40 protein-coding genes are annotated in these 25,204 nt (G+C 66.9%); 36 read left to right on the forward strand and 4 right to left on the reverse strand.

Annotated features, from left to right (window positions below):
• The first annotated feature begins 5 nt into the window (after positions 1–5).
• Genes P5P27_RS06435 through P5P27_RS06480 form a run of 10 tightly spaced genes read left to right on the forward strand, consistent with a single transcriptional unit; the run spans position 6 to position 8,348 of the window.
• A complete protein-coding gene (locus tag P5P27_RS06435; RefSeq protein WP_278126942.1) occupies positions 6–1,412 on the forward strand; it encodes a C39 family peptidase in 1,407 nt (468 codons plus the stop codon).
• A complete protein-coding gene (locus tag P5P27_RS06440) occupies positions 1,409–1,633 on the forward strand; it encodes a hypothetical protein (RefSeq protein ID WP_062367894.1) in 225 nt (74 codons plus the stop codon). Before P5P27_RS06435 ends, P5P27_RS06440 begins: the two co-directional genes overlap by 4 nt.
• Positions 1,630–2,112, forward strand: a complete 483-nt coding sequence (locus tag P5P27_RS06445; RefSeq protein ID WP_278126944.1) for a hypothetical protein — start codon at positions 1,630–1,632, stop codon at positions 2,110–2,112. The genes P5P27_RS06440 and P5P27_RS06445 overlap by 4 nt, the downstream gene beginning before the upstream one ends.
• Positions 2,109–2,543, forward strand: a complete 435-nt coding sequence (locus tag P5P27_RS06450) for a hypothetical protein (RefSeq protein ID WP_278126947.1) — start codon at positions 2,109–2,111, stop codon at positions 2,541–2,543. Before P5P27_RS06445 ends, P5P27_RS06450 begins: the two co-directional genes overlap by 4 nt.
• Positions 2,530–2,862, forward strand: a complete 333-nt coding sequence (locus P5P27_RS06455; RefSeq protein ID WP_278126948.1) for a hypothetical protein — start codon at positions 2,530–2,532, stop codon at positions 2,860–2,862. Before P5P27_RS06450 ends, P5P27_RS06455 begins: the two co-directional genes overlap by 14 nt.
• Positions 2,859–3,218 (forward strand): hypothetical protein, encoded by a 360-nt coding sequence (locus P5P27_RS06460; RefSeq protein WP_278126950.1) that lies wholly within the window; start codon positions 2,859–2,861, stop codon positions 3,216–3,218. Before P5P27_RS06455 ends, P5P27_RS06460 begins: the two co-directional genes overlap by 4 nt.
• Entirely contained in the window at positions 3,211–4,275 is a 1,065-nt protein-coding gene (locus tag P5P27_RS06465; protein ID WP_278126952.1) for a hypothetical protein, read from the forward strand. Before P5P27_RS06460 ends, P5P27_RS06465 begins: the two co-directional genes overlap by 8 nt.
• A gap of 1 nt (position 4,276) precedes the next feature.
• Positions 4,277–4,912 carry a hypothetical protein gene (locus P5P27_RS06470; protein ID WP_278126954.1) on the forward strand — a complete coding sequence of 212 codons (636 nt, stop codon included), beginning with the start codon at positions 4,277–4,279 and terminating at the stop codon, positions 4,910–4,912.
• A 14-nt stretch (positions 4,913–4,926) separates the two neighbouring features.
• On the forward strand, positions 4,927–7,248 hold the full coding sequence (locus P5P27_RS06475; RefSeq protein WP_278126955.1) for a hypothetical protein: 2,322 nt from the start codon (positions 4,927–4,929) through the stop codon (positions 7,246–7,248).
• Positions 7,245–8,348: a hypothetical protein gene (locus P5P27_RS06480; protein WP_278126957.1), complete on the forward strand. Its 1,104-nt coding sequence runs from the start codon at positions 7,245–7,247 to the stop codon at positions 8,346–8,348. Before P5P27_RS06475 ends, P5P27_RS06480 begins: the two co-directional genes overlap by 4 nt.
• A gap of 377 nt (positions 8,349–8,725) precedes the next feature.
• Here P5P27_RS06480 and P5P27_RS06485 read toward each other — a convergent pair whose 3' ends face one another.
• The 3 genes from P5P27_RS06485 to P5P27_RS06495 all read right to left on the reverse strand — a co-directional run bounded on the left by P5P27_RS06485 (position 8,726) and on the right by P5P27_RS06495 (position 10,693).
• Positions 8,726–9,076 (reverse strand): hypothetical protein, encoded by a 351-nt coding sequence (locus P5P27_RS06485; RefSeq protein WP_278126959.1) that lies wholly within the window; start codon positions 9,074–9,076, stop codon positions 8,726–8,728.
• A complete protein-coding gene (locus P5P27_RS06490) occupies positions 9,076–9,783 on the reverse strand; it encodes a hypothetical protein (protein ID WP_278126961.1) in 708 nt (235 codons plus the stop codon). The genes P5P27_RS06485 and P5P27_RS06490 overlap by 1 nt, the downstream gene beginning before the upstream one ends.
• Before the next feature lie 61 nt (positions 9,784–9,844).
• A complete protein-coding gene (locus P5P27_RS06495; RefSeq protein ID WP_278126963.1) occupies positions 9,845–10,693 on the reverse strand; it encodes a tyrosine-type recombinase/integrase in 849 nt (282 codons plus the stop codon).
• A 748-nt stretch (positions 10,694–11,441) separates the two neighbouring features.
• Here P5P27_RS06495 and P5P27_RS20770 point away from each other — a divergent pair.
• Positions 11,442–11,636 carry a MerR family DNA-binding transcriptional regulator gene (locus P5P27_RS20770; RefSeq protein WP_082781347.1) on the forward strand — a complete coding sequence of 65 codons (195 nt, stop codon included), beginning with the start codon at positions 11,442–11,444 and terminating at the stop codon, positions 11,634–11,636.
• Positions 11,637–11,785: 149 nt separating this feature from the next.
• Here P5P27_RS20770 and P5P27_RS06500 read toward each other — a convergent pair whose 3' ends face one another.
• A complete protein-coding gene (locus P5P27_RS06500) occupies positions 11,786–12,187 on the reverse strand; it encodes a hypothetical protein (RefSeq protein ID WP_278126897.1) in 402 nt (133 codons plus the stop codon).
• Positions 12,188–12,503: 316 nt separating this feature from the next.
• Between P5P27_RS06500 and P5P27_RS06505 the strand changes: the two genes are divergently transcribed.
• The 25 genes from P5P27_RS06505 to P5P27_RS06625 all read left to right on the forward strand — a co-directional run bounded on the left by P5P27_RS06505 (position 12,504) and on the right by P5P27_RS06625 (position 25,198).
• On the forward strand, positions 12,504–12,689 hold the full coding sequence (locus tag P5P27_RS06505; RefSeq protein ID WP_278126898.1) for a hypothetical protein: 186 nt from the start codon (positions 12,504–12,506) through the stop codon (positions 12,687–12,689).
• Positions 12,689–13,030: a hypothetical protein gene (locus P5P27_RS06510; RefSeq protein ID WP_278126900.1), complete on the forward strand. Its 342-nt coding sequence runs from the start codon at positions 12,689–12,691 to the stop codon at positions 13,028–13,030. The genes P5P27_RS06505 and P5P27_RS06510 overlap by 1 nt, the downstream gene beginning before the upstream one ends.
• On the forward strand, positions 13,027–13,329 hold the full coding sequence (locus P5P27_RS06515; protein WP_278126902.1) for a hypothetical protein: 303 nt from the start codon (positions 13,027–13,029) through the stop codon (positions 13,327–13,329). The genes P5P27_RS06510 and P5P27_RS06515 overlap by 4 nt, the downstream gene beginning before the upstream one ends.
• A gap of 175 nt (positions 13,330–13,504) precedes the next feature.
• The gene (locus P5P27_RS06520) at positions 13,505–13,801 is read left to right on the forward strand and encodes a hypothetical protein (protein WP_062367937.1); all 297 of its coding nucleotides are present in this window, start codon (positions 13,505–13,507) and stop codon (positions 13,799–13,801) included.
• Positions 13,802–13,851: 50 nt separating this feature from the next.
• Entirely contained in the window at positions 13,852–14,262 is a 411-nt protein-coding gene (locus tag P5P27_RS06525) for a helix-turn-helix domain-containing protein (RefSeq protein ID WP_062367936.1), read from the forward strand.
• Positions 14,259–15,080, forward strand: coding sequence for a hypothetical protein (locus tag P5P27_RS06530; protein ID WP_278126905.1), 822 nt, complete (start codon positions 14,259–14,261; stop codon positions 15,078–15,080). Before P5P27_RS06525 ends, P5P27_RS06530 begins: the two co-directional genes overlap by 4 nt.
• Entirely contained in the window at positions 15,080–15,334 is a 255-nt protein-coding gene (locus P5P27_RS06535) for a hypothetical protein (protein WP_278126906.1), read from the forward strand. The genes P5P27_RS06530 and P5P27_RS06535 overlap by 1 nt, the downstream gene beginning before the upstream one ends.
• Positions 15,331–16,371: a hypothetical protein gene (locus P5P27_RS06540; RefSeq protein ID WP_278126908.1), complete on the forward strand. Its 1,041-nt coding sequence runs from the start codon at positions 15,331–15,333 to the stop codon at positions 16,369–16,371. Before P5P27_RS06535 ends, P5P27_RS06540 begins: the two co-directional genes overlap by 4 nt.
• Before the next feature lie 34 nt (positions 16,372–16,405).
• Entirely contained in the window at positions 16,406–16,795 is a 390-nt protein-coding gene (locus P5P27_RS06545; RefSeq protein WP_278126910.1) for a hypothetical protein, read from the forward strand.
• Between the two features lie 13 nt (positions 16,796–16,808).
• The gene (locus tag P5P27_RS06550; RefSeq protein WP_062367932.1) at positions 16,809–17,255 is read left to right on the forward strand and encodes a hypothetical protein; all 447 of its coding nucleotides are present in this window, start codon (positions 16,809–16,811) and stop codon (positions 17,253–17,255) included.
• Positions 17,252–17,473, forward strand: coding sequence for a hypothetical protein (locus P5P27_RS06555; RefSeq protein WP_062367931.1), 222 nt, complete (start codon positions 17,252–17,254; stop codon positions 17,471–17,473). Before P5P27_RS06550 ends, P5P27_RS06555 begins: the two co-directional genes overlap by 4 nt.
• A gap of 172 nt (positions 17,474–17,645) precedes the next feature.
• A complete protein-coding gene (locus tag P5P27_RS06560) occupies positions 17,646–18,299 on the forward strand; it encodes a hypothetical protein (RefSeq protein WP_062367930.1) in 654 nt (217 codons plus the stop codon).
• On the forward strand, positions 18,296–18,913 hold the full coding sequence (locus tag P5P27_RS06565; protein ID WP_062367929.1) for a hypothetical protein: 618 nt from the start codon (positions 18,296–18,298) through the stop codon (positions 18,911–18,913). The genes P5P27_RS06560 and P5P27_RS06565 overlap by 4 nt, the downstream gene beginning before the upstream one ends.
• Positions 18,914–18,981: 68 nt before the next feature.
• A complete protein-coding gene (locus tag P5P27_RS06570) occupies positions 18,982–19,215 on the forward strand; it encodes a hypothetical protein (protein WP_156479466.1) in 234 nt (77 codons plus the stop codon).
• A complete protein-coding gene (locus tag P5P27_RS06575; protein ID WP_062367927.1) occupies positions 19,212–19,931 on the forward strand; it encodes a hypothetical protein in 720 nt (239 codons plus the stop codon). The genes P5P27_RS06570 and P5P27_RS06575 overlap by 4 nt, the downstream gene beginning before the upstream one ends.
• On the forward strand, positions 19,928–20,083 hold the full coding sequence (locus tag P5P27_RS06580) for a hypothetical protein (RefSeq protein ID WP_156479465.1): 156 nt from the start codon (positions 19,928–19,930) through the stop codon (positions 20,081–20,083). Before P5P27_RS06575 ends, P5P27_RS06580 begins: the two co-directional genes overlap by 4 nt.
• A 3-nt stretch (positions 20,084–20,086) precedes the next feature.
• Entirely contained in the window at positions 20,087–20,572 is a 486-nt protein-coding gene (locus P5P27_RS06585) for a hypothetical protein (RefSeq protein WP_062367926.1), read from the forward strand.
• The gene (locus tag P5P27_RS06590; protein WP_278126914.1) at positions 20,569–21,138 is read left to right on the forward strand and encodes a hypothetical protein; all 570 of its coding nucleotides are present in this window, start codon (positions 20,569–20,571) and stop codon (positions 21,136–21,138) included. The genes P5P27_RS06585 and P5P27_RS06590 overlap by 4 nt, the downstream gene beginning before the upstream one ends.
• Positions 21,135–21,320, forward strand: coding sequence for a hypothetical protein (locus tag P5P27_RS06595; RefSeq protein WP_062367924.1), 186 nt, complete (start codon positions 21,135–21,137; stop codon positions 21,318–21,320). Before P5P27_RS06590 ends, P5P27_RS06595 begins: the two co-directional genes overlap by 4 nt.
• 3 nt (positions 21,321–21,323) lie before the next feature.
• Positions 21,324–22,406 carry a hypothetical protein gene (locus tag P5P27_RS06600; protein WP_062367923.1) on the forward strand — a complete coding sequence of 361 codons (1,083 nt, stop codon included), beginning with the start codon at positions 21,324–21,326 and terminating at the stop codon, positions 22,404–22,406.
• Entirely contained in the window at positions 22,399–22,557 is a 159-nt protein-coding gene (locus P5P27_RS06605; protein WP_156479464.1) for a hypothetical protein, read from the forward strand. The genes P5P27_RS06600 and P5P27_RS06605 overlap by 8 nt, the downstream gene beginning before the upstream one ends.
• Positions 22,550–23,506, forward strand: coding sequence for a hypothetical protein (locus P5P27_RS06610; RefSeq protein ID WP_278126916.1), 957 nt, complete (start codon positions 22,550–22,552; stop codon positions 23,504–23,506). Before P5P27_RS06605 ends, P5P27_RS06610 begins: the two co-directional genes overlap by 8 nt.
• A complete protein-coding gene (locus P5P27_RS06615) occupies positions 23,503–24,057 on the forward strand; it encodes a hypothetical protein (RefSeq protein ID WP_278126918.1) in 555 nt (184 codons plus the stop codon). The genes P5P27_RS06610 and P5P27_RS06615 overlap by 4 nt, the downstream gene beginning before the upstream one ends.
• Positions 24,054–24,305 (forward strand): hypothetical protein, encoded by a 252-nt coding sequence (locus tag P5P27_RS06620; RefSeq protein WP_062367920.1) that lies wholly within the window; start codon positions 24,054–24,056, stop codon positions 24,303–24,305. The genes P5P27_RS06615 and P5P27_RS06620 overlap by 4 nt, the downstream gene beginning before the upstream one ends.
• Positions 24,302–25,198, forward strand: a complete 897-nt coding sequence (locus P5P27_RS06625) for a hypothetical protein (protein ID WP_156479463.1) — start codon at positions 24,302–24,304, stop codon at positions 25,196–25,198. Before P5P27_RS06620 ends, P5P27_RS06625 begins: the two co-directional genes overlap by 4 nt.
• The last annotated feature ends 6 nt before the right edge of the window (positions 25,199–25,204 follow it).

Raw genomic sequence — 25,204 nt, forward strand, 5'->3', positions numbered from 1 at the left:
GGCGCATGGCTGAGAACATCCTCAACTACGACCACGGCATCACGCCGCAGGAGCAGTATTGGGACTGCGGACCCGCGTCCACGCAAGTCATCCTGTCGGGCCGCGGGAAAGTCGTCGACGAGAACACCCTGATCCGCGAGATCGGAACCACCGTCAGGGGCACCAACGACGTCAACGACGTCCGCCCAGTCCTGCAGCGCCGCACCGGCGTCGACTGGATCACCCGCCATGCCGACGGCGATCCGATGTCGCAGCGCATGAAGGACCAGCTGTGGACTGACGTGCGACGCTCGATCGCCGCCGGGTTCGGCGTCCTCGTGAACTGGGTGGCGCCGCCGTCGAACTACCCGCGCGGCGTCAAGGGCAGTATCAGCCCGGCGTATTCGGGTGGCACGGTGCGGCACTACGTCGCGGTAATGGGGATCGACGAGGCCGCGCGTGCCGTCTGGGTCGCCGACCCCGGCTTCTCGCCGTTCGCGTACTGGCTGAGCTTCGATCAGCTGGCGACGCTGATCCCGCCGAAAGGCTGGTGCGTCGTCGCCGAGTCGGTCACCGCGACACCAGCGCCGCCGCCGGCGCCGCGGCAGGGCATGACCGCGGAGACCCTCGCGGAGGCGATGGGCTGCAGCCCCGCACGCGCTCGCGAGATGCTGTCGGGGATGGTCGGCGCTATGCAGGCGGCGCAGATCACGACACCGCTGCGCGCGGCGCACTGGTGCGCGCAGATCGGCCACGAGTCCGGCGGGCTGGTCTACATGGAGGAGATCGCCGACGGCAGCGCATACGAGGGTCGCGCAGACCTCGGCAACGTGTACCCGGGCGATGGGATGCGCTTCAAGGGATCGGGGCCGATTCAACTCACCGGGCGCGCGAACTTCTCCCGGTTCTCCGAGTGGTGCTTCGCGAAGCGGTACACCACCAACCCTCGCGAGTTCGTTGACCATCCGGAGCGGGTACGCCGCGAACCGAAGTGGGGATTCCTCGCGGCGTCTTGGTATTGGACGGTCGCGCGGCCGCAACTCAACCCGCTCGCCGATCGGGATGACCTGATCGGCGTGACTCGCGCGATCAACGGCGGCACGAACGGTCTCGACGATCGCCGCGACCGACTCGCCCGGTGTAAGCGCCTCGGCGACAAGCTACTTCCACCCTCACCAGGAGGTCTCACAATGGACGCATCATCCGAGTTGACGAAGCGGTTCCCGTCCCGGTCGAAGTACCGCGCATCGGACGGACTCGTGGACACGATGGCGGGGTTCATCCTCAACATCGACGCCCGCATCCACGAAGAGTTCGTCGAGCGGAACGCACTGCTCGGTGATCCGGCGTGCGTGGCGCTGGTCAAGCGCGAAGCCGCCAAGGGTGACCCTGCGGCGCGCGGCATCCTCGCCAAGATCGGGGGCCAGGCATGAGCGCACGGCACCCCGGCACCGAGCACCTGCTGTCCCTGTTCACCTACGAGCATCTGCCGCCGTACCTCCAGCTCGTGTCGCGGCAGTTCGCTGACCTCGCCGACACGCTCGTCACCAACCTCGGTGACGGCCCGGAGCTATCGACGGCGCTCCGCAAGCTCGTCGAGGCGAAGGACTGCGCGGTCAGACAGGCGGTCATCGACTTCAGGAGCGCCGAATGAGCGCGCCGGTGATCCTGTCGAGCGTCCTCGACGCCGCGATCAAGGACCAGCCCTGGTACCGCCGGTACAGCAACACGATCACCGCCGCCGCAGCCGGGGTCGTCGCGCTCGGCACGTGGGTGACGATGACCTGGACCGACCTACCACCGGTCGTCGCGACCATCATCGGCGGCGTCGTCATGGTCGCCGGCGTCCTCGCGCAACGCTCCACGAAGAACGGATTGACCCCGCGGGGCACGCGGGAGACTCTCGACGTGATCGCCCCGACGATCGAGGGTGTCGTCGCCGACGCGGCGGCCGGCGCACGCCAGACCGCGGGCGATGTGCTCGATGCGCACCGCGCGGACACGCTCGATCTCGCGCGGTCTCGGGGCTGGTCTGAGCACGACCCGCGGTTCCTCGGCCTCCCTCCTGAGCAGTCGGCTCAACGATTCCTCGATGCACTCGACACCAGCCCCGGCGGACGGCACGTGCTGTGAACTGGTGGCAGCAGTTCATCCGCGGCGATCCCGCAGCCATCCACCGGACGTTCAACTCGATCATGATGACCACGTACTGGCTGGCGGGGTGGTCCATGCTCGTCGGTCACGTGCCCTCGGCAGTACTCGACACCATGGGGACGAGCTGGCACCACATCTGGCTGGTTCTCCTGCTCGTCGGCCCACCCCTGTCCGTCGTGGGCACCCGCCTGCCGAATCGCTGGCTCGGCTTGTGGGTCCGGGTCGCCGGGAACACCTCCGTGTACGGGGCCCTCATCGCGCTCATCACCGCGGTATCGATCGCCAACGGTGCGTTGACGTGGACCGCATGGACCGGAATCGGACTGTCGGCGTGCACCTTGCTCCTGATCGTGGTCGACCTGTTCACGCTGCACCGCGCAGCGAAGGAGGCGTCCAATGGACGTTCCTAGTTTGGTCGTTGCCATCGGCGGCAGCTCGGTCCTCGCGGCACTCATAACCGGCCTGGTAACCGGACTGTTTGGGCGCGGGAAGAACCGCGCCGACGCCGCGAAGCAGCTGACCGAGATCGCGACCGGGATGACCAAGACGATCAACGAACAATTCACCGATCTCGGCACGAAGGTCGACCACCTCGCCGATGCCGTCGTCGAGCTCACCGACAGCGTCGACACCGCCGTCCCACTGCTGAGGGATCAACACCCCGACGTCGCACAGTCACTACGCGATCGAAACCGCGAGACCAGACAAGCACTCAGGAGAATCCGATGACCGACCAGAAGGCCTACGCCGTCGACGACCCGACAGTGATCCGCCTCGGCCGCTTCCTGCGCAACGCACCCCTGAAGAACGGCACGCCGGCCCAGGTGCCGGCCGGCATTTCCGAGCTGCTGGCGCAGGCGGTGTGCAACTACACCCAGAACCTCGTCTGGGACCACGAAGGCCAGCGCTACGTCGAGCTGCAGAAGTGGGAGTCGCTGCCCGACCTGGAGGACGTGGCGGTCGAGACCATCGGCGACAACGAAGCCGTCCGGATGATCCACCGCGGCACCGGCCTGAGTGTGCTCGGCGAGGACTACGACGACGCGTGGAAGCAACTGCGAGAGAAGGTGGCCGCACATGCCTGACGACCCGATCGAGAAGCTGTCGGTCGAGCTGGAAATCTACGGCATCCCGCAGCCGCCGGACGCGCCGCCGATGACCGACACCTACCTCCATGTCCGCCGTCGTCAGGACGGTGCGGGCGAGCGCGCAGTGATGGGTCTGCCTGCTTATCAGGGCGAGCAAGGGCCGCCCGGTCGACCCGGGGCGATACACCAGGGAGAGCGGACGACCGCCGAACTCGAAGCGCTCAAGACCGCCCTGGGCACCGAGCACACCAACTGGGCCTACCGAAACACCGACACCAACGACCAGTACGTGTGGACCGGATCGATGTTCGTCATCTACCACGGCGTCTACGCAACGCCAGGACCCGTCGGCCCAGCGCCGACGATGCGGCCCGGCGACCTGACCATCAACGGGCAGAAGGTCGACGACGGGTTCGGCGTCCGGATCGGCGGCGGGTCAGCGGGCTCCTACAGCATCGGCCTCGACCTGCCGCCCATGCCGAAGGGGGACAAGGGCGACGCGGGCCCGTCAGGGTCGATCTACGACAGCGTCGACGTCGACCAGGACATCCCGCCGACCAACGGCGACGTCCTGGCCTACAACGCTGAAACCGAGTTGCTGGAGTGGTCGCCCGGCGGCTACTGGATCGAGGAGTATGTCGTCCCGCCGTCGGGATTCCCGGACGTGTCCAAGTCTCGCACCGACACCCGCGCCGAACTCGTAGTCGTGACGATTCCGGCCAAGACGTTCCCGTACCGACTCGACTTCACCGGTGGCGTCGACATCAACGCGTACTCGGGACACCAGGTCGACATCGAAATCCGCCGCGACAACGCCACCACGGGAACACTGGTCGGCATCGGTATCGGCTCCGACGGCGGCGGCTGGTCGAATGTGGCGATCCGCGCGTTCTCCGATGTCGCGATCGACCCGAGCAACCGCGTGGCCGTCATCGAACCTGGAACGCCGATCACGCTGTACGTCGCCGCGGTGAAACGCGCCGGCACGCTCCGCGATTGGAGTGTCCGCAGCAACTACGCGCAGCTGCGGGTTCGGCTGCTGAGGGTCCGCTGACATGGGTGTCGGGCGCGACAGGTTCTACTTCCCGCCGCCGTCGACGTCCACCGACTACGACTCGATGGTCGACAAAGTCGAGGGCATCAGCGAGGGGATCGCCTCAGCGGAGGAAACACGCCAGATCCGCGACAGCGTCGGGAAGCTCCAAGAGGGCCAGGAGGCGCTGAACAACCGCACGGATCTGTTGTCGCCCCTGCTCGACTACGGATCGGCCTACGCGTCGACAGCGAACGGGATAACCAACACGGGGCAGTTCTCCTACAGCAACCAGATCGGCCCCATGCAGGCGTGCCACATCGCGAATGGCCGCTTGATCCTCGAGGAGAAGGGCCTGTGGAATCTGAGTGCCCGCATCTATATCGACTACACCGTCTCGCCGATCGGACTCGATGTCGCCTGGGAGGTTCGCGTCCTCGCTCCCGACGGGTCCATCTTCTCAACCACCGAAGACGTCTACACCGGCGGTAGCGCACAGACTCGCGAGATCAACACGTCAGTCGTGGTTCCCGACGCGGGATACCAGGTGCAGGTCTATGTGCGAACACTGCTTGTCGGCCGCTGGATCCGCGGCGGCGACCACCGTTCCCGCCTGACGGTCCAGCACATCAGCAGGTCCACTGAATCTCCCATCTAAAAGGAGCCATCCCCATGGCCGACGAGTACACCTACGTCCACATCACCGGATCCTGGGCGCACCTGATCGACGACGGCGTTCTCGACGACGACGCGCTGCCCGACGAGGTCCTGCCCACCGGCAAAGTCGTGTTCACGCCGAACCTCGGCTCGTACGGCTCGCTACCGACCGGACTGCCCTCGCGCTCAGTATCCGCCTCGCCGATCACCGGGCTGATCGTCGACGGCCGCCTGCGGGATCTGCAGCGCCGCGACGGCGTCGAGCTCGTCGGAGCCATCGGCGACTACCCGGTGTGGTGGACCGCGACTGCCGAGCTGTGGTGGAACAACAAGAAGCTCCCGGGCCGCACGGTCCAGTTCGCCGCCAACGGCAATCGAGAGTTGCACCTGAACGATCTGATCGACGCCGGTGACCTGCCGCGCGACTACTGGCCGGCCTACCTCGACGCCGCGGCGTCAGCGGCGCGCGCCGAGGTTGCCGCCGACTCGGCAAAGGCCAATGCCGACCGCGCGGAGTTCGTCGCTGAGACGATCTCCGACATCGGCGAGCAGGTCGACCAGGTCAACGCGTACCTCGGCGAGACACGAACGGCCCGCGATGAGGCTCAGGCCGCCGCGGCATCGACCGCCGATGACCGTGCGCACATTGACCAGGTCGTCGCCGACGGTGCCGCCGCGATCCGCGACCACGTTCAAGCCGACGCCGACCGCGCGCAGAATCAGGCGAGCATCGCTGGTGCGCGCGCTGCCGACGCTGCGGCGGCCGCGACCGCCGCCGCCACGTCGGAAGCCGCGGCAGCCGCCTCGGCGACAACTGCTGGACAGAAGGCCACCACCGCAACACAGAAGGCGGCTGCCGCCGAAACATCAGCGAACCAGGCCGGAGCGTCGGCGGGATCGGCGCAGACCTTCCGGAACCAGGCGGAATCGTTCGCTGGCGCAGCACAGTCCGCCGCCGACACGGCCGCGCAGGAAGCGGCCGACGAGACCGTCGAGATCTTGACCCAAGCCGTCGCTGCCGACCGCGCCGCGGCCGCCGCGGCGGCGACTGCAGCCGGAACCTCGGCCGGCAACGCCAAGGACTCGGAGGACAACGCCGCAGCATCCGAATCGTCGGCGATGGCCGCCGCTGCTGCCGCGGCGGCCTCGGAGTCGAACTCCGCCGCTTCGGCGACGTCGGCATCCGGGTCGGCTGATGACGCGCAGTACTGGGCATCGCAGGCCTCCGAGGTCGTCGGGTCCGGCGTCCCGTCGGCGACCAAGACCGTGAAGGGAGCGGTCATGCTCCCCGGTGAGGCGCCCGGCGAGCTCGGCGGCACCTTCGACCATCCGACGGTCACCGGGTGGTCGAGCAAGGCCGACCTCGTGGGCGGGAAGATCCCGGTCTCACAGATTCCGGCTCAGGCGACGCACGAGTCAGTAGTGGTGGCCAGTACGGCTGAGCGTCTCGCGTTGACCACCGCGCAGGTACAGCCCGGTGACGTCGCGATCCAGACCGGCAACCCCGGCCGAGGTACGTACATCCTGCAGGCCGAGGACCCGTCGGCTGAGGGCTCGTGGGTACTCCAGGTCGCACCGACCGACGCCGTCTCGTCGGTGAACGGCTACCAGGGCATCGTCGTCCTCGGCAAGGGTGACGTCGGGTTGAGCCTCGTCGACAACACCAGCGACCTCAGCAAGCCTGTCAGCGGTCCACAGCAGGACGCGCTCGACACGAAGGTCGACAAGACGATCAGGGTTCAGCCCGGCCTTGGCCTCACCGGTGGTGGCGACCTGTCGACTGATCGCACCCTGTCGGTGCAGTTCGGCACCGACGCCGGAACCGCGGCTCAGGGCAACGACGGGCGGATTGTCGGTGCCGTCCAGGGCTCGCGAACGATCGCGACCTCCGGCGGACTGCAGGGTGGCGGAACGCTCGGCCAGAACCGAACGCTGTCGATCGCCGACGGCGGTGTCACGTTCGCGAAGCTCGCCGCCGGGCTGCTCCCATCCGATCTGTCGCTCATCGTGTTCGGCAAGGACAGCCCCCGCGCGACCGGGGTCGGTGACAATCCGTTCGGTCACAAGTGCCAGCGAGCCATCACGATCAAGGGGTTCGACGTGCAGTGCCTGACCGCCGACGCGAGCGGGAGCCTCACTGTGGAACTGCGGAAGAACGGCGCCCCGATCGTTGGGACGTCGCATTCGGTGGCCGCGGCGGACCAGGGTGCAGGAAGCCGCAAGACGGGCTTGAACGTTCAACTCGCCGCCGGAGATGTTCTCACCGCTGCCGTCACCGGCGTCGGCGGGACGCCCGGGAACGGTCTTGCGGTCCACGTGGAGGCGGTGGTCGCGTGATCATCATGTCGACCCCGCCGCCCGCCGGCGGCGTTCCGGAGTACGTGGACTCGGTGGCCAAGGGCGGATCGTTCCCGCCAAACTATGCCGACGCGATCCAGGTCGGTCCGCGCGGCGCCGTCCTGATCGGAGTCCACACCAACAACGACACCTACATCGACACCGTCGTGGTGAAGGTCGGGGGTATCGCCGCGACGCTCATCGACGCGGCGCAGCGATGGAAGCTGTTCGTCGTATCCGGGCTGTCTGCGGGGACCTCGACTGTGGAAGTGATCTGGTCGTCGCCCGGTGGCAACTTCTCCGCGAACTACGCCGCCATGTCGTTCGCTAACGTGCAAACGGTCGGTATCCCGCAGGTCACCACGACGACGCCGATCACGCTCACCAACTCCGCGAGGCTGGCCGTCGGGTTCTGGACTGCAGGCGGCATTCGGACCGCCACTGAGGGCGACATACTGCGGATCGTGTCGCCGCGCCTGAACGACGGCGTCGCGATCCACGGCACGACGTCGGACGACGCCATCATGGGGCTCACCCAACCTCAACGCGGGGCGTGTCTGTGGCTCAACGCACCGCAACTACCGAATGAGCCAGTCGCGTCGGCCACCAACGGCACGACAGGATCGGCCACGGTCGAGATCATACTGCCGGCCGCCGCGACGGTATTCGTGGCGGTTGCGGGAGTCGGCGGGGGCCCGCCCGCGGCATCGACCGTGACCTGCGGCGACATCACCGGAACGCAGGTGTACACGCACGCCGGAACCAATATCCGGCTGACGGTGGCACGCTTCGACTTACCCGCCGGGACGCACCTGATCACGAGCGACTCGGACCGCGCCATCGTTGCGGCCGCATACCGCGGTACAGCCACGCTCGGAACCCCTGTATGGGCGAGCGGCACAACGTCCGCAACGGCGCCCACCGGAGCGACGAAAGTGGCGATCTTCACGAGCGGCAATCAGGTGAGTGCGGCCAGCGCGGGCACGCTTCGGTCGACTGCCTACAAGGGCGGCGGATGGTCGTGCTCGGTGTCGATCGTGGAAGGCGCGCAGTCGTCGGTCTCCGGCGCCGAGGGGTCGGTCACGCTCCCGCTGACATAAGCGTGCGACCTGTGCTGGGGCATACTCCTGGGCATGCTCGTCACCCTTCACGGCGGACCGCACGACGGCCGCATCATCGACGTAGACGCCGTTCCGCTGCGGTTGCCGGTCCTGATGCCGGGCGCAGGCGGCGGAGCGCCCGATCTCGGCGAGATCGCCGAGTATGCACCCGACAACGACGAGGTGTGGCGGTGTACACGCGCTGACGCCCGCCACCTGTTGTCCGACCAGCGCGCTATCGTGCAATGTGCGCGTGGGGAAGACACGCGCAACGGAAGACCCCCAGGTCCGCTACCGGCGGTTCCTGGGGGCCTTTTCGCCGTCTCGACCGTTGGGTCACTGCGCGCCGAACACCCCGCCGATGCAATTCCTCCCGCCTACCCCGTTGCTCGGCTGTAGAGCTCAGCGACGGTCGCCGTGCCGAGCGGCCTGCCGTCCACGTCGACGACATCGACATCAGTCACCCGCCGGCGAAGCCAAGTTCCCTCGTCGTCGTTGAATGCGACGACAGTGCCGTAGAAGTAGGCCGGATTGTCGAACGGCTGAACCTCCATCAGTGCCCAGTACTCAGCACCGGCTCGCGCCGGGTCGAGCGTAATGCGCACTCGACCGTCGCGAAACGCAATGTCGCTGACCGCCTTCGCCATGAGGACCCCCGCGGCCGACCGCTGACCGATGTAGACGGCGAACGCCTCAATGACCTCGGCGTCAGTGGGTGGCGCTTGCATCAGCACGGCCCGTACTCGTCGGGGAACCGCTCGCACAACGGCGGCAGCTTCTGGTTCGGTCCGTAGCCGTCCCCGCTGTCCGGGTCGAAGGTCGCTGGCGGCGCATCGGCCGACTCCTCGGTGGGCGCCGGCTCTGGCGCGGGTGTTTCAGTCGTGGCTGGCACTTCGGCGGCGGCCGGGGTGTCCGGTTCAGCGGACTCGGCCGGCGCCGCTTTCACCGTCGTCAAATCCCCGTGCCATCCAGCTTCGGCCAGCCCGATTCCGATAGTGACCGTCGCAGGGTTGAGCTTCGCCTTGTCGACCTCGTAACCGAACTCAACCGATCGCGCTGTGCCTGCCGGGATGATGCCCGAGACCGGCTCGGTGATCGCGTAGTCGACCGCAGCCTCCTTCCCGTCCTGCCCGTAGGTCAGCACGGGCGTCAGGATGTTGTAGCCCTCGAGATTGGTCCTGCCCGCGGTGAACTTGACGCCGAGCACGGTCGACGCACCACGCTGGGTGACGGTCTGAAGTTCCACCGTCGCGCCCGACTGGCCGCGAATGATCGAGCCGACGGGCTGGATAGAGCCTTCGTCGGTGCTCGACGTCGGCGCCACGCTGCTCTGCGTCGGCGTCGTCTCGTCGGAGGAACCGCATGCGCCGACGAGCGCCGCGGCGCAGATGCCTGCCGCCGCGATCGCTGCGCGGCCCATCAGTCGTACGCTCATTTGCTCATATGCCTTCTCTAGGTGATCCGTGAATGGCTAACGCTAGTCCGGTTATGTCGCTTTACGCCGCATCTCGGATGTGATTGAACCCTGCGGCAGCCGCCGATGCCGCCGAACGGCGGGCGCGATCCGGAACCGCGGTGTACATCTGCGTCGTCCGTACACTCTTGTGCCCGAGCAACTCCTGTACGGCGCGGATATCGCGCTCGTGTGCGTATGCGGCGCTGGCGAAACGGTGCCGCAACGAGTGCGCCGTCCATCCTTCCGGCATAACCCGCGACACGAGCTTTCCCACATGCGCTGGTGACAGATGGCCGTCGATCTGGCCAGGGAAGGTCCATCCTGGGCCTCGCGCAGTGATCTGCTCGGCGATGCCTTCATCGAGGGGAACGACCCGCACGTGCCCGCCCTTGCCTGTGACACGAAGGACGGGGCCGTCGAGGTCCTCTCCAACCGCATCGCCGCGAGTCGTCGCGATCTCGCCGCGACGGAGACCGACGAACGCGCCGAGGCTGACCATGAGGCGGGTGCGCGGACTCGAAGCGATGAGCGCGGAGCGCAGGATCTTCTCAGGAGTCGGCCGCGGCGAGCCAGTCGGGACGCTGACGGTCGGCAGGAGGGCTGCTGGGTTGTCGGGCCGCCGACCCGATGAGTGCATCCACGTCATGAACTTGACGATGCTGGCGCGGTTTCCGCGACGCGTTTCGGGCGCCCATTCCTGGGCTGCGAAGTACTCGACCAAATCGTCGAGCTCGAGCTTGTCCGGGGGGAGGTGCACAGCTTCCGCGAGCCGGCGGACGTGATAGCAGCGGATTCTCTGCGAACTGGGCGCCATGCCCGCAGCGATCAGCCACGCGGCGAAGTCGGAGAGTGCGAGGGACCATTCGGGGGAGAGGTGAGCGTATATCACGCCAATTCTGTCGATTGGCATAACCGATGCGTTTCGGGCGTGTCGCGTGTACATTCTCACGTCCTCCGTTTGGACGAATCTGCCTCGAAAAGTGCTGGTCAGTGGTATTTCTGAGCAGCTGTGCTCGGTGGCGCGGAGCCCGACTGGCAGCTGGGTGGCTTCACAGCCGGGGGAGTGGAGTCGGAATCACGCCGCGTCCGCCTTCATCGGACAGTTCGGGCCCTGGATTCCGGTCGGACGGAGCGGCGTCTCGCGTGCCGGAGTCGTCCTGCGCATCGGAACTACCGTTGATGCGACGCCGCGACCTGGGCCGGCCGTAAACCAGCGGGTTCGGGGTTCGAGTCCCTGATGGCGCACCACGGAGCCCCCGTCTGGACCATTCGGTCCGGCGGGGGTTTCTTGTACTCCAAGCACCCATCCCGCAGGGATGCGCGTCAGCATCTCGATTCGGCGGGCGATCGCGACAATGTCGCGGGGCTTCGCACGGTCAGTTTCCCATGCTGCGATTGACCCTGACTTAACTCCGATCGCTTCCGCGAACGCACGCTGGTCCAGGCCTGAGATCGACCGTGCCTTGCGCACCTTGTCTCCGAACGTCCACTCCGGGTAGACGTATGCATCGCCCGCGTCAACAGTCATGCCCAAACTATGGCATACATGCGCAAACTTGCGCAAGCACCGAAGTATGACGATGGATTGCCCGAAGGGGCCTTGACGCTCTAGAAACAAGCATGCTTAACTCTGCCGTATGCAAAGTGAGCATGCTGAAGAAGAAACAGACTGGCTGAGTGTAGGTCAGGCAGCCGCATTTCTCGGCGTCTCCTCGGACACTATTCGCCGCTGGGAGGGCGCAGGGAAGCTCACTGCGTTCAGGACGCCGACAGGGCACCGACGGTTTGATCGGTCCAAACTCGCGGAGATCCGGTCCGGCGGTGAGGCATGAGTCCGCAGGGGCGCGTGCGCCGTACCTCGCGAGGCGTTCCTGTAGAGACCGCCCGAACGGCGACGGTACTTCTTGGCGCGCAGCGCGTCCGACTTGCGGCCGACTGTCGCCGAGTGCAGATGACACTCGACGACGGCCGCACCGTTTGGCTACATCCGCCGCGATTCGATGACGAACGTGCCGATGTCGCCGGTTTCGGGGCCCCTGGGTCCACCCTGGCTCTCCCACGTCAGCGTGAGCTGCTGTGGGTCGTGCTGATCAGGACGAGCGAAGTGCTGCAGCAAATGGCAGGGGCTGCCGCTGACGCCGCTCGCGCCGCCGCCGGACCTGAGCGGATACTCCACCCCGCGTTCGTCGCGAACTCGGAACTGAACGAACTCAGGGGAATCAAAGGAGCGGCCAACGGCTTCGATGGCATGCAGGGTGACCTCTGCGGGCAGAACGGTGATGCTCACGAGCAGGTGGCGACTTCTACCGACTACAAACTCGAAGCGGTCAGGAACGGCGAGCGCCCTGATTTCGACGAGTTCCGGCATCTGAAGTTCATCCATCTCAATTCTCCTTGCGTTGCGCGGGTTGCAGCCCGCTTGCTCGCCGTCGCGATCCTTGCCGCGGCGGTCTGCTTGCAGCGTAAGGCGCGGCGCCGACGGCAATCACCCGCCGTCGGTGCCGCCTCCCAGTCCGGAGGTCGGCGATGACCTTCAGCCTCCTCGCCGTCGCGTTCCTGGCGCTGACTGCCGTCATCGGCATCTGTATCGCACTCACCCCGCCGCCACCACGCCCCTGAGCCCCCTGGCCCCGCCGGGGAAGCGGGGCCAGGGCCTTCCTCCATCCCATCCACTACCTCCCGAGAGGACTTCACCCGCAATGAGCGATGATCTGACCTTCTTCCTCCTCCTGGCCGCCGCATCAGTCCTGGCCGGTATTGCGTACGCGCTGACGATGTGGCTGCTGCGCGCGATCGCCGACGACCGGCGCGATGACGGGCCGGCCGACTGGCATCCGATGCTCGTTCACGACGGCGACCTCCGCGAGTCCAAGGAGGTGTTCTGATGGATTGGGCGCTACTGGGGCTCGCGACCGTGATCAATCTCTGCTCGTTCGGGCTGCTCGCGTACTCGCGCCGGATCCGCCGCGAGACGCGATCGATGGAATCGGACGCCGTCAAGGAGCGCCTCGTTCAGGAACTGAAGGCGATGCTGCCGTCGGAGCTGCGGAAGATGGCCGCCGACGCGCCGTACGCCGGAGCCATCATCACCGTCGGCCCCGATCCCGACGGCGCCCCGGGGTCGGTCAACTCGCATGTCCTCTGCGATCCGTCGGTCATGGAGCCGCACGAGCTCGCCGAGGCGCTGCGGGACATCTCGCTCAAGCTCGATGGGCAGTTGTCATGAGCAGCGCTGACCGCTACGGCGAAATCGCCGACAACATCCGCGTCGCAACGTCGACCGACTATCGCAACCGCGACGAGCGCGAAGGCCGGCTGCTGCGCGCACTGCGGGCGCACGTCTCCAACGACGGCGTCGACGTTCAGCTCGCCTACTACGACGCCGGTGCCGACAGCTGCGCCATCCGAGTCACCAAACTCGGCGCCGAACCGGGTAGCGACCGCATCTTCCTCGAGGAGAGCGATGACCCGGTCGAGATGCTGGACCGGGCGCTCGACCGGATCTCACGCGAGGACTGGTCATGACTCTCGGCAACGTGGACGAGCCCGTCGTTCGCACCTGCCCCGTCTGCTGGCGGCTGATCTATGTTCGCAAGACCGTCTACACACACCTCGACACCGCGGGTCGACGCTGCCCGATGTCGAACCGGCGCCCGGTCGAGGGTGTGCCTGTGGGCCGCCGTGCTGAGGCGGTATTCGGATGAGCGACTTCCACCGGGTCTTCGTACCGTCGCCGAAGCAGATCACACGGTGCCGCGGCTGCCGTCGTCCGATCTTCTTCGCGATCACACCGGACGATCGGCGGATTCCGATCGACGAGAAGCCCACCAGCGACGGGAACCTCTACCTCGCAGGCGTCAGCAGTCCGACCGCGATCGTCGTCCGTCCAGGTCAGGCGGCGGGTATGCGCGAGGCGGGGATTCCGACCTACCGCGCTCATTTCGCGACGTGTCCCAACGCCGACGACTTCCGCAAGAAGGCGAGGGCACGCCGATGAGTAAAGAGCCGATCAGAGTGGGTGAAAACGGGTTTCGAACGGCCAGAATTATGACCGAGGTGCGCAAGCAGAGGCGCGTCACCTTGCGTCAACTGGCTCTGAAGTTGGAAGCGGCCGGTCACCCAATCCACTATTCCTCGCTGAGTCAGATGGCAACCGGTAGGCGCCGAATCGACGTCGACGACCTGGTCGCACTCGCTGATGTCCTCGACGTCGCGCCATCGGATCTCCTCGAGAGTTCCGACTCGGTCACCACCTGCGTAGCCGACGTGACGACCGTCCGCTACCGCGACTTCTCCCCCAGGCTGCAGGACCCCGCGCCGAAACAGATCGAGGGCGAGGTCCTGCTCGACGACCCGATCTATCTGCGCGTCGAGACGGCCGACGACACCTACCTGATTCCACACGTGAACGTCATCTCGATCCGCACCCACCACGAACCCGAAGAGAGCGAGCAGTGAGCAGATTCCAGGCCCCGATGAAGCGACGGAACACCGGCAAGGGGCACTACTACGTCGATGCAAACGGTGACCGGATACCGGGCGTCACGACGATCCTCGGCGACGGTCTGCCGAAGAAGGCGCTGATCAACTGGGCCGCCAACGCCACCGCCGAGTACGCGATCGACCACTGGGACGAGCTAGGCGACATGAAGGCCTCCGAGCGACTCAAGAAGATGCAGGGCGGCCGCTACGGCATCACCGACAAGGCCAAGAAGCGCGGCACCGAGGTCCACGGCTACGCCGATCGTCTGATCCAGGGGGAGAAGGTCGAGGGGGTGCCTGACCTGCTGAGGGGTCACGTTGAGGCCTACGCGCGATTCCTGGACCAGTTCGACGTCCAGCCCGTCGTCGTCGAGGCCTCGGTCGTCAACTACACGGTCGGCTACGCCGGAACGCTGGACATGATCGCCGACATTCTCGACCCGAGGACCCGCGAACACGTTCGGATCCTCGCCGACATCAAGACCAACGAGAAGGGCATCTACGGCGAGACTGCCCTACAGCTCGCCGCCTACCGGTATGCCGAGTTCCTGTCCGAGGGCGACGGCGGCGAAGAGAGGCCGATGATCGAGGTCTCGCATTGCGCCGCCATCCACGTCACCAGTGACTCGGCCGAGCTGATCCCGGTGACGGCCGAGCGGCAGCAGTTTCTCGACTTCCGCTACGCCCGAGAGATCCGCCGCTTCGACGCCGAGTCCCGCGACCTCGTCGGCGCCCCGATGGACCCGCCCCGCGAGACGACGATCGCGTCGATCGAGTGGAAGGAGGCGAAGTGATGGCAGATCAGCCCGCCACTGCCAGCAATACCCAGTCCAACGACATGAAGGCCCTCGATCCCGAACAGCGCGCCCGGGTCGCCGCTCTACGCGCCGCCAACGGCGTCCTCGCCGCCACCGGATTCGCACGCCGCGAAGCCGTCGACCCCATCGACCTCGTATCCGTCGCTCAGTACATCGTCACCGGCGACGACCCGTGGCCCTCGACGGCCGACGTAACCGCCACCCGTATCACCGAAGGAGACCACCAGTGAGCAATGAGATCGCCCAGTACGGCGGAAACGCGCCGAGCCCCTTCCAGCCCAATCAGACAGTCGTTCGCGCGTCGCAGCAGCCGGATCAGATGGCACGCCTGCGCGAGTGGGCCGAGCTGTACATCCAGATCGGCGAAGCCGCCAAGTACCTCGCCGCAACCGACTTCGTCCCGGCGGGCCTGCAGGGCAAGCCCGAAGCCGTCGCCGCTGCGATGATGAAGGGCTCCGAGTTAGGCATCGATCCACTGGATGCGCTGCAGAACATCCACGTCGTCAAGGGCAAGGTCGGTTTCGCCGCCGAATTCATGCGGCGACGGATCATCGAGGCCGGCCACGAGATCCGGATCAAGGAATCGACCGATACCCGCTGTGTCATCGAGGGGCGTCGCAAGGACTCCGAGGAGTGGCAGCGCGTCACGTTCACCGCGGACAACGCCAAGACCGCGGGCATCGACATCAAGGCCTATCCCGCAGACAAGCTCGTCGCTCGCGCGAGCTCGCGCCTGTGCCGCCGCGTGTTCCCCGACGTCCTCGGCGGATCGCTGATCATCGAGGACGTCATCGACGGCGAGATCGTCGCCGACCCGACCTCGACGGAGGATGGCGTGCAGCGCGCCGTCGAGTCCGCTCCGATCCAGCGCAAGACGAGCCCCCGCAAGGCCGCGGCGAAGAAGACTGCCGCCGCGCCGAAGAAGGCGACGGCTGCGCCGGTCAACGATCCCGGCGACCAGCCGCCGCTCCCGGGTGACGACCCGGAGCCCGCAACGACTGCCGCAAGTTCGGCAACGGAATCGGTAACCGAGGTGGGGCAGAACTCGCAGGGCGAGGAGGCGATCACCAAGCCGCAGCTGGCGAAGCTGCACGCGATGATGACGAAGTTCGACCTCGGCGACCGCGCCGCAGGCCTGACGTGGCTGTCGGAGAACCTGAAGCGGGAGATCACCACCAGCAAGGACATCTCGAAGGCCGAGGCGCACTCACTCATCGAGCAGTTCGAGCGATGGGAAGCCGAGGACGCGGCGAAGGGGCAGCAGTAATGGCCGCCCGGCAGCCCAAGGATCGGGGCCTCTGATGGGCTACCGCACCCCGCCGTGGCGTCCGGGCCGCGAACTCGTCGGTCCGGTCGTCTACTTCCGCAACCAGTACGCGGTCCCGGTCGATCGCACGCCACCCCGCGACACCGTCGACGGCGACCGCTGGGCGCAGTGCACCGACCACCACCTCGCGTGCGACTGCCGCGAGGCCGAGCTCGGCGAGCAGCTGCGCGAGCTGCGCTCGGAGCTGGACCTGATCAAGCACAGGCTGACGGCCGCGACCGAGGGGCATCCGACGTTCGTCGAGGAGCGATACGGCAGCCAGCGTCGCCGCGACCTCGAATGCCAGTGCACGGGCTGCTCCGTCACACGAGCCCTCGCACACACCGCGGCAGTCCGCCTCTACGACAACACGATCCAGATCTGAAAGGCCTCTCACGATGACGAAGTACGACGGCAACGACGTCCCGATCGAATACCACCAGCCGCCCGACGACATCCCGAAGGCCAACGCGCCGATCTTCGAGGAGGAGCCGTCGACCGCGAAGGTGAAGATCATCGGCGGCATGAGCGAGCACGCGTTGCAGAACCCGCCGCGGATCGGCGAGAAGCGCATCTACTGGGTTGAGGCGTTCTGCAAGAAGCACGAACTCGATCACGTTGACGGTGAGACGCGCCTGGTGTGCGTGATGGAGCACTCCTCGATCTACGAGAAGGGCAAGGTCCCGATCGTCGACGAGAAGAAGGGCGAGCCAGGTCTGTTCGACGACCACGACGAGATGGAGACCGTCGACAACTCCGTCACCACTCCGGCCGCTGACGAGGAGGACGAACGGGGCGCTGAACTGTCGGCCGTGCCGCCACTCGAGTTCTCGGAGGAATCATGACCGCCACCGAGGAACGGGCCGAGGCCCGCCTGAAGGTACTGCTGACGGTGAACACCGCTCTCGCAGCGATTGCGACTGCCGGGTTCTACTCACTCTTGGTTCTCGCTCACGGACATTCGCTGTTCATGTTGTGGGTCTACATCCTCGTGCTCGTGGCGCTCTCGTGCGCACGAATCGCCTTCGTCCGGGCGCATCTGCCGAAGCGAGAGGCCCACTGATGAGCATCTCGAATACGGCTACCTGCCAGTGCCCGAAGCGCCCGCGGTTCGCGATTCTGCGACCACGTGATTGGCAGTGCCCGACGTGCGGCCAGTCGTGGTTCTCGGTGTGGCACTGGAACGGGCGCACCTGGGGCTGGGAATGGCTCCCGGCAGGAAAGGCGGGGCAGGCATGAGCGAGCACACTTCACACGACGCCGAGTTCTGGGCGGCCCGGCCGCGATCGATCGACACCTACACGGTCAGGGAGTGCGTTGAGACAGAGCGCGGCGACTACCAGATATCGACGACGAACGGCATCGGCTTCATCCGGTCGAAGGCAGACGTCGGCGCACCTCTTGCGCCCGGTGCCGAGTTCGATCTCGAGACGGTGAACATCTCGATCATCACCGGCTTCCGAGTCGATGGTCGGTGGCGATTCCGGCTCACGAACCAGGACTTGGCTCGTGAGGCCCGTGAGCGCACCGAAGCGTTCCGGCGGAAGCAGGTCGAGCAGCTCGAGGCGAACAAGGCGAAGTGGTGGGCGGTTGAGCAGTCCTTACCGGGATGGATTCGCGCGCGCATCAATCGGTTCCGCGAGGCTGCCGGCGAGAAGTTCCTCCTCGAGGGGTGGGGGTACGAACTCGCGATCGCCCAGCTCGCCGTGGCCTATGCCGCCGACGATCACGCCGAGGTCGACCGCCTCGCCCGTGAGCTCGGCACGTCCGGCAATCAGCACGACTTCGCGAAGTCGCTCGCCGCGGCGCACGAGGCCGGGGACGACGAGGCCATCGCGCAGTCGGTTGCCGGGCTGGCTCCGATTACCGGATCGGCGGACTACTCATGACCACCACCGAAGACCTGTACCAGCAGGCGATTGACAAGTACCGGGAAATCCGCGACGAGCATTACGAATGGAGGCCATTAACCGACCCGAGGCACCTGGACGCCGGGGTCCGCGCTGTTGTTGACCTCGTACTACTCGCCACCCGTGACGAGCCGACCGCTGATGGCGAGGCCCTGGCGCAACTGGTCCGCGACGTCCGAGATGGACGGTCACATGTGACGATCGACGGCGTGCTGATCGCGCCGTGTGATGATCGCGGGCTGGTGGAGGCTCGCCACGCGCAGGAGCCGCAGCCGTGGGAGGTGCTGCGGCAGGCCGCGCAGGTCGGCTATGACTTTGTAGGTCCGAGGCCCTGGCACGAGGCCGCGACCAGTCTCGCTGACCGACTCGAAGCCGAGCACCGTGCTGAGCAGGAGAAGAAGGCTGCTGCGGAGGCTGAGCGGGAGAAGCTAATCAAGGAGGCCGCTCGCACTATGGCGGCTGAGCACAACCCTGACACCGAGTGGGATGTTCTTACTGAGCGCACGAAGGAATCGTTTATCGCCTCTGCTCGCGCCCTCTGGGACGCCAATTTCCTGTCTGCGCCGGAGTCGGACGGCGGTGCAGCAGCATGATTACGCTCGACGTGCATCTCATTCAGCATGAACGGGATGCAGACGGCGACTGTGTTTGCGGTGCGACCATGTTCAGCACGGAGGAACATGCCGAGCATGTAGCCGACACCTGGCGTGAGGCTCGCACGGTACAGACCGTTGAAGAACTCGATGCGCTACCGGTCGGGACGATCCTTCGGTGCGGGTATGGGCGCGTGTGGGAGAAGCTCGCCGGTCATCGGCGATTCTCCGGCATGGAGGTCGGCAAGGACCTCGGCGTGCCCGCTCTCGTCGTGTGGACGCCCGAGGACGGTGCGGCATGAGCGGGCAGAACGCGCGGGACGTGATCGCCGAAGCGCTGTACGTGCGCGCCAATCACCCAGTGCCCGAAAACGAGGCGAGGACGGCTTGGCGAGACTACGCCCCAGACAACCTGACCCGGCTCCGGTACCTCCACATGGCGGACGCGGCACTCGACGGACTCACCGCCGCAGACTTCACAGTCGTGGAGCTGCCCGAGCCGAGTCGCACGTACGGCAACCGAGAGGCGAAGTGGACCGACCGGAGTTCGTTCTCGGAGCCGGGATACCTCAAGTGGTCAGTCGGCGTCACGGAAGGCGGTATCCCGTTCGCGTCCGCCCGATCCTTCGCCGACGCGATCAATGTCGCTGACGCGCTCGCGCGAACTGGGACGGTGCACCTGCGCAAGAAGAAGCCTCAAGCAGCCGAGGGGATGATGACCGTCACCCGCACCGAGGAGGGCGTCGAGCCGCCGCTGAACCCCGACTGGTCGCCGCTGGCAAAGCTCCGATGGAAGGCGGCCCTGGTCGCCCTGGACACCGGGCTGAGCGTTCGCGTGCACCACGCGAACGTCACGAATGGTGGTGCCCCGATTCCGGGGTTGTACGGCTTTCTGGTCGGGCAGACCATCTCCGTGTCTGCGTTCAGGTTCGAGGACGCGTGGGCTTTTCTGAACGGCGTCAGTGCCGGGGCACGAGCAGCGAGGCGCCGCGCAGCCGCGCAGCGAGGCCGGCCATGAGACACACGTTCACCTGCCGTCACTGTGGCAAGCCGATCACCGCCCGCATGGGAGTCGGCCGGACGACCGTTTGGGTCCACATCCCGGCTCGCGGCGGCGCGTACTACCAGCGCTGCGAGGGCACCACCACCGCCGAGCCGAAGGAGGGCTGATCAATGGATCTTAAGCACTACCCCGCTGGCGACGGGCCGTTCACCTTCGACCGGTCACGGACGTACGACCCGACGCGACGCTACGACAAGCCGGACGGGCTCTGGGTCTCAGTCAAGGGCGACGACGACTGGCAGCAGTGGACTCAGCGCGAAGAGTTCTCCGTCGACTCGACGGTCGACGAGAACGAGCACACCGTCACCCTCGCCGACACTGCCCAGCTGCTGACCGTCGGAACGGTCGCCCACATCGACGCATTCACGGCTGAGTACGGGCTCCCGGGCCTCGCGTACGACATCCCTGACGGGTGGCGCATCGACTGGCCACGCCTGGCCCGCGAGTACGACGGCATCATCATCGCGCCCTACCAGTGGCGGCGGCGCAACAACCTGTCCACTTTCTGGTACGCGGGCTGGGACTGCGCATCGGGCTGCATCTGGAACCTCGACGCGATCGCTGCCGTCGTCACGCCTGAGCAGGTGGCAGCATGAAGCCGCTCACCGCCGACGAGGCCGCCGCGATCTGGTGGGGAATCAGCGGCCAAGCGCTCGCTGCTCTGGTTGCAGCGCCTGACTCAACGATCGAGCAGATCAAGAACACTCATGTCAGCGGCGGCGATATCTTCGGCGGCTACCAGGTCACCAGGACGCATCTCGTCTACACGTGGCACTCGGTCGTCACCCACCGAACATCAGGAGACAACTGCACTGCCCGATGCACCACCGGCGTGAACAGCAGGTGGCCGCGCCTGGCGATCTGCAACCCCGACGACAAGCAGACCGGTCACCACGACCACTGGGAGCGCGTCGGCACCCACCGCACCGCGTCGATCAGCTTCACCCGACTCACCGCATGGGCCAGCGGCCTTCCCGACGACGTCGTCGCGCCGATCAAGGCGACGACGCACGAGCAACGGGTGCAGATATGCGTCGGAGACGACCACTGGCTGCGCGTCAGGCTCCTCGGGCCGCCGGAGTATCCGGTCTCGCCGATCGTGCGCCGCAACGATGCGGCCGCCGTCGGTGACCAGTACGTGCTCTTCGGGGGTGCGGCATGACCGAGTCGGTACGCGCCAAGGCCCGCCGCCAGATCCGCGTCGGTGAGCTCGCCGCAGCGGGGCTGCCTGCCGCCGCGATCGCGGCCACCATGCATGTGCCGTTCGAGGTCGTCATGAAGGACCTCGTCGACATGGAAATCATCGCCGGACCGCCGACTGGCCGGCCACGGAAGGAGGGATAGGCCATGGCACGCGACTACGCACAGATCCGGCTCGACATCTGGGGTGATGACGAGTGGCGCAAGCTCACGCCGGGCGCCCAACACCTCTACTTCGCCCTACTGACGTCGCCGACGATGACCTATTGCGGCGTCGTCGACTGGCGTCCAGGACGAATCGCAGCGGGCGCCGCGGGATGGAGCGCTATGGCTGTGCGCGCCGCCGCGGCTGAGCTGATCGACGGGCTGTTCATTGTTGTCGACGAGGACACCGAGGAGGCACTGATCCGGTCGTTCGTGAAGCACGACGGCCTCCTGCGCAACCCGAAGGTGAGTGTCTCGATGGCCAACGCATTTGCCGCCGTGGCGTCCTCGACCCTGCGCGGGGTGATCGTCCATCAGCTCCACCGACTCCGCGACGCACAGCCTGATCTGAAGGCGTGGGGAGTCGAGAAGGTCACCGAAATCCTCGACCGCGAGAGCATCGATCCGTCATCGCTTCTGGACGAGTTGGGGGAAGGCTTCGGGGTCGAAGATGGGGACGCTTACCCCGAGGGTCAAGGGGACCATTTGGGGGAACGTTACCCCCTAGGTTTGGGGGAAGGTTTACCCCACCATTTACCCCAAGGTTTAGGGGAAGGTTTGGGGGTCACTCAGGGTGAAACCGACCCCCAAGGTTTAGGGGTCGACTCCCTACCAGCTCCTGCTCCAGCTCCTACAGCCAGCTCCATAGTGGGTGGTTACGTAACTGGGGAACGGCACTTGGAATCGGACACCGACCGCGACGACCCCCCACCCCGAAATTGCCCCGATCATCTCGGTGACCCGAACCCGCCGAACTGCCGCGCTTGCGGCGAGGCCCGGCAGCGGCTCGAGGCATGGCAGGCCCGGCGGGCGGAACTGGCCAACGAAGCCCGCAAGGCCGATCTCCAGCGCCAGGCCGAGGTCGAGCGCGCTGCGATCGATCGGTGCGATCTCTGCAACGACGACGGCTACCGCGGTGGTCGGGTCTGCGACCACGACCCCGAGGCCGACGAGCGCAACGCTCGTGGCATCGCCGCGGCCCGCGAAGCGCTCGCCGCCCGCAAGCGGAGCGATCGCAGTGCCTGATCGCAAGACCACCGCCGAGCGGCGCCGCGAGGCCGCCGCCGCCCGCCGCCGCGAGATCGCCGCCTGCGGCCGATGCGACCCGAATGGCTGGCTGATCATCGCCGGTCGCGCCCATCGCTGCACTCACCGAGAGGACCAGAGCCATGCCTGACCGCGACTTCCTCGATCATCTCGACGATTTCCTCGACGAGACCGACGAGCCCGAGCCTGCGGTGTCGGATCGCTGCCCGCACTGTCACCGCGATTGGCACGGCCTGGCGATCACCGAGCGGATGGATCAGATGCGCCGCGAGTACGGCCGGATGGCGTCCGAGCGTGAGCGCCAGGGCGGCGAGATCGAGTACGCCACCAGCGCGATCCTCGGCGATTACCGCTACGACGAGGACGATTCGGCGGTGCTCTGCCCGGGCTCGACGTTCATCGGGCCGCGCGCACCCCGACCAGGTGAGAACAGGCGGAGTCAGACACCCTGGGAGGGTTGGCCGACCGCGCGGGATTACCTGGCCGCACGCTACGGCGACGACGGCGGCCCGCTCCGAGCCGGAGCGACGCCGGTCTCGTCCGCGCAGTGGTGGCGCTGCGAGAACCCGAACAACGAGCTCGAGTGGGAGGTCACCAGAGAATCCGGCCGTGAACGCGACTGGCTCGGCTACACCGTCGGACCGACACACTTCACGGCGACGCTGATCGTGCGACGCAGCGCGGACGCTCCACCGATCTGCCTCATCGATCTGCGTACCGACCCGGGCAACGGAAACTACATTCGCATCGAACGACCCGATCTCGAGTCGGCACCGACGGCCGTGGAGATCTATGCGACGTCGCCGCCGCCGGAGATCACCGGCACCTGGCTGGACCGCGACGGGAACCCGCCGCCGCCATGGCAGGTCGCTCACCGCTTCGAGGTCGGCCAGACCGTCGCGTTCGAGGGACCTCGCGGCCAGATCTACACCGGCGTCATCACGGGAGAGGAACCACGCAACGACGATTACCGAGAGCTGACCGTCCAGATGCACCCCCACAGCGAGCGCTGGCGCCGCGAACTCGGCGCGTTGTTCGGCCTGGGCATCGGTAGTCAGACGCAGGAGGGCGGCCAGTGAGCGCCGTCGTCGGACTCGACCCGAGCCTGGTCTCGGCCGGTATCGCGATACTCGGCGCAGACGGATCAGCGCGCACCTGGTCGGTCGGCCACACCGGAACTGACGGCGCGAGTTGGGCCGACCGTTCGGACCGGATCGTCGCGCAGACGCGCCTGGTGCTGCGCCAGATCCCCGTCGACGCCGCGCTCGTCGTCATCGAGGACATGCCGTCGCACATGCGACCCCAGCCCGGCCTGGGCGACCGCTGGGCACTCTGGTGGGGCCTGTACTCGGCGATCCGAGCCCGTCAGACGCCGATCGCCGTCGTGAATCCGAAGACGCGCGCCAAGTGGGCGACCGGCAACGGCAACAGCGACAAGCGCGCCGTGCTCGCCGCGGTCCGGGCTGATTGGTCCCAGGTGCGGATCCCGAACGACGACTGCGCGGACGCGCTGACCATGGCCGCAATGGGAGCGCTCCACCTCGGCCGAGAGCTTCCGTTCGAAGTCCGACGTCGGCATCACGCGGGAATCGAGAACATCACCTGGCCCGAGGGGGCGACGCCCCGATGACCCGCGGCGAACACGCCGACTACGCCCGCGCGTATCGGATCATCACCGGGAGGACGACCCAGATCACCGTGCCGCCGGCGCTGATCGGCCACCTGTGGCAGGCGGGTGGCGATACCGTCCGGGCGCTCCTGTCGGTCGCCGTCGATCCGCAGGCACTAGAGGCATGCAGGCGCATCGTCACCGATGGAATCGCCGTCGGCCAAGGCTCTGGTCGACCACTGACGCCGAACAGGGAGGCTGATCGATGAACCCGTCACCGTGCCAGCACTGTGGGGCTCGCACTGAGATGTGGATCTGCAACTCGTGCACCGCGACGCTGCGTCAGACCGTCGAGCAACTGCCGTGGCTGGCCAACCAGCTCGCGCTCACGTTCGCGCGCCAGAGCCGCCTCACGCCTGCGCCGAGTGCGGCTCGTCGGCGTCCAGTGAGCGAGGACGACGAGGAGTCGCCGCTGCCGTTCGTTCCCGCCGCACGTGACCGATACGACGAGATCCGGACAGTGCTGGTGCGGTGGGTGCGCGACCTGTGCGAGCAGATCGGGATCGAGTTCACCGGCAGCGAACCGGCGACGATCGCCGACCTGTCGGCGTGGCTGCTCGCTCACCTGGACCGCCTGATCACCAGCGAGGACGCGGGCCTGGCGCTCGGCGAGCTCGTCGACGTTGCCGAGCGCGGCATCGCCGCGATCAACCGGCCGGTCCCACCGGTCTACCGCGGTCCGTGCCCGGCGGTCGTCGGTACCGACCAGCGCGGTCGGCCGATCACCTGCGGGGTCCCGCTCTACGCTCAGCGCACCGAAACCGAGGGCGGCGTGACCGTCGGCGCCGACATGGTCACGTGCGTGCGGTGCGGCACCACGCACGACGGGCGCGCGCTCGAGCAGAAGCTGCTGGCCAAGATGAGTGGCTACCTGATGCCGGCCGACGAGATCCTGCGCGTCATGCGCGAGCTCGGCGAACCAGTCGCCAAGAGCACCTGGCACAACTGGCGAGCCAAAGGCAAGATCCAGCCGCGCGCGTGGCGGCACCGCGGACGGATCGTGAACTATTGGCTCACGTCCGAGGACGAGAAGCTCTACAGGCTCGACGACGTGCGGGCACTGCGAGAAGCGGGCATGGCCGCCACTACGGCCCGTATGTGACCGCAG

The organism is Gordonia sihwensis (assembly GCF_029632925.1).
Taxonomy (GTDB): Bacteria; Actinomycetota; Actinomycetes; order Mycobacteriales; family Mycobacteriaceae; genus Gordonia; species Gordonia sihwensis.

Excerpts from the sequence above, each read along its gene's own strand:
- P5P27_RS06555 (WP_062367931.1), top strand. The coding sequence starts at position 17,252 with ATGACCGCCACCGAGGAACGGGCCGAGGCCCGCCTGAAGGTACTGCTG.
- P5P27_RS06470 (WP_278126954.1), top strand. The coding sequence starts at position 4,277 with ATGGGTGTCGGGCGCGACAGGTTCTACTTCCCGCCGCCGTCGACGTCC.
- P5P27_RS06460 (WP_278126950.1), top strand. The coding sequence starts at position 2,859 with ATGACCGACCAGAAGGCCTACGCCGTCGACGACCCGACAGTGATCCGC.
- P5P27_RS06435 (WP_278126942.1), top strand. The coding sequence starts at position 6 with ATGGCTGAGAACATCCTCAACTACGACCACGGCATCACGCCGCAGGAG.
- P5P27_RS06500 (WP_278126897.1), bottom strand. The coding sequence starts at position 12,187 with ATGGATGAACTTCAGATGCCGGAACTCGTCGAAATCAGGGCGCTCGCC.
- P5P27_RS06565 (WP_062367929.1), top strand. The coding sequence starts at position 18,296 with ATGACCACCACCGAAGACCTGTACCAGCAGGCGATTGACAAGTACCGG.
- P5P27_RS06580 (WP_156479465.1), top strand. The coding sequence starts at position 19,928 with ATGAGACACACGTTCACCTGCCGTCACTGTGGCAAGCCGATCACCGCC.
- P5P27_RS06550 (WP_062367932.1), top strand. The coding sequence starts at position 16,809 with ATGACGAAGTACGACGGCAACGACGTCCCGATCGAATACCACCAGCCG.
- P5P27_RS06520 (WP_062367937.1), top strand. The coding sequence starts at position 13,505 with ATGAGCGACTTCCACCGGGTCTTCGTACCGTCGCCGAAGCAGATCACA.
- P5P27_RS06570 (WP_156479466.1), top strand. The coding sequence starts at position 18,982 with ATGTTCAGCACGGAGGAACATGCCGAGCATGTAGCCGACACCTGGCGT.
- P5P27_RS06505 (WP_278126898.1), top strand. The coding sequence starts at position 12,504 with ATGAGCGATGATCTGACCTTCTTCCTCCTCCTGGCCGCCGCATCAGTC.
- P5P27_RS06475 (WP_278126955.1), top strand. The coding sequence starts at position 4,927 with ATGGCCGACGAGTACACCTACGTCCACATCACCGGATCCTGGGCGCAC.
- P5P27_RS06455 (WP_278126948.1), top strand. The coding sequence starts at position 2,530 with ATGGACGTTCCTAGTTTGGTCGTTGCCATCGGCGGCAGCTCGGTCCTC.
- P5P27_RS06535 (WP_278126906.1), top strand. The coding sequence starts at position 15,080 with ATGGCAGATCAGCCCGCCACTGCCAGCAATACCCAGTCCAACGACATG.
- P5P27_RS06490 (WP_278126961.1), bottom strand. The coding sequence starts at position 9,783 with ATGAGCGTACGACTGATGGGCCGCGCAGCGATCGCGGCGGCAGGCATC.
- P5P27_RS06545 (WP_278126910.1), top strand. The coding sequence starts at position 16,406 with ATGGGCTACCGCACCCCGCCGTGGCGTCCGGGCCGCGAACTCGTCGGT.
- P5P27_RS06525 (WP_062367936.1), top strand. The coding sequence starts at position 13,852 with ATGACCGAGGTGCGCAAGCAGAGGCGCGTCACCTTGCGTCAACTGGCT.
- P5P27_RS06610 (WP_278126916.1), top strand. The coding sequence starts at position 22,550 with ATGCCTGACCGCGACTTCCTCGATCATCTCGACGATTTCCTCGACGAG.
- P5P27_RS06560 (WP_062367930.1), top strand. The coding sequence starts at position 17,646 with ATGAGCGAGCACACTTCACACGACGCCGAGTTCTGGGCGGCCCGGCCG.
- P5P27_RS06515 (WP_278126902.1), top strand. The coding sequence starts at position 13,027 with ATGAGCAGCGCTGACCGCTACGGCGAAATCGCCGACAACATCCGCGTC.
- P5P27_RS06625 (WP_156479463.1), top strand. The coding sequence starts at position 24,302 with ATGAACCCGTCACCGTGCCAGCACTGTGGGGCTCGCACTGAGATGTGG.
- P5P27_RS06595 (WP_062367924.1), top strand. The coding sequence starts at position 21,135 with ATGACCGAGTCGGTACGCGCCAAGGCCCGCCGCCAGATCCGCGTCGGT.
- P5P27_RS06585 (WP_062367926.1), top strand. The coding sequence starts at position 20,087 with ATGGATCTTAAGCACTACCCCGCTGGCGACGGGCCGTTCACCTTCGAC.
- P5P27_RS06485 (WP_278126959.1), bottom strand. The coding sequence starts at position 9,076 with ATGCAAGCGCCACCCACTGACGCCGAGGTCATTGAGGCGTTCGCCGTC.
- P5P27_RS06590 (WP_278126914.1), top strand. The coding sequence starts at position 20,569 with ATGAAGCCGCTCACCGCCGACGAGGCCGCCGCGATCTGGTGGGGAATC.
- P5P27_RS06510 (WP_278126900.1), top strand. The coding sequence starts at position 12,689 with ATGGATTGGGCGCTACTGGGGCTCGCGACCGTGATCAATCTCTGCTCG.
- P5P27_RS06600 (WP_062367923.1), top strand. The coding sequence starts at position 21,324 with ATGGCACGCGACTACGCACAGATCCGGCTCGACATCTGGGGTGATGAC.
- P5P27_RS06575 (WP_062367927.1), top strand. The coding sequence starts at position 19,212 with ATGAGCGGGCAGAACGCGCGGGACGTGATCGCCGAAGCGCTGTACGTG.
- P5P27_RS06445 (WP_278126944.1), top strand. The coding sequence starts at position 1,630 with ATGAGCGCGCCGGTGATCCTGTCGAGCGTCCTCGACGCCGCGATCAAG.
- P5P27_RS06440 (WP_062367894.1), top strand. The coding sequence starts at position 1,409 with ATGAGCGCACGGCACCCCGGCACCGAGCACCTGCTGTCCCTGTTCACC.
- P5P27_RS06465 (WP_278126952.1), top strand. The coding sequence starts at position 3,211 with ATGCCTGACGACCCGATCGAGAAGCTGTCGGTCGAGCTGGAAATCTAC.
- P5P27_RS06620 (WP_062367920.1), top strand. The coding sequence starts at position 24,054 with ATGACCCGCGGCGAACACGCCGACTACGCCCGCGCGTATCGGATCATC.
- P5P27_RS20770 (WP_082781347.1), top strand. The coding sequence starts at position 11,442 with ATGCAAAGTGAGCATGCTGAAGAAGAAACAGACTGGCTGAGTGTAGGT.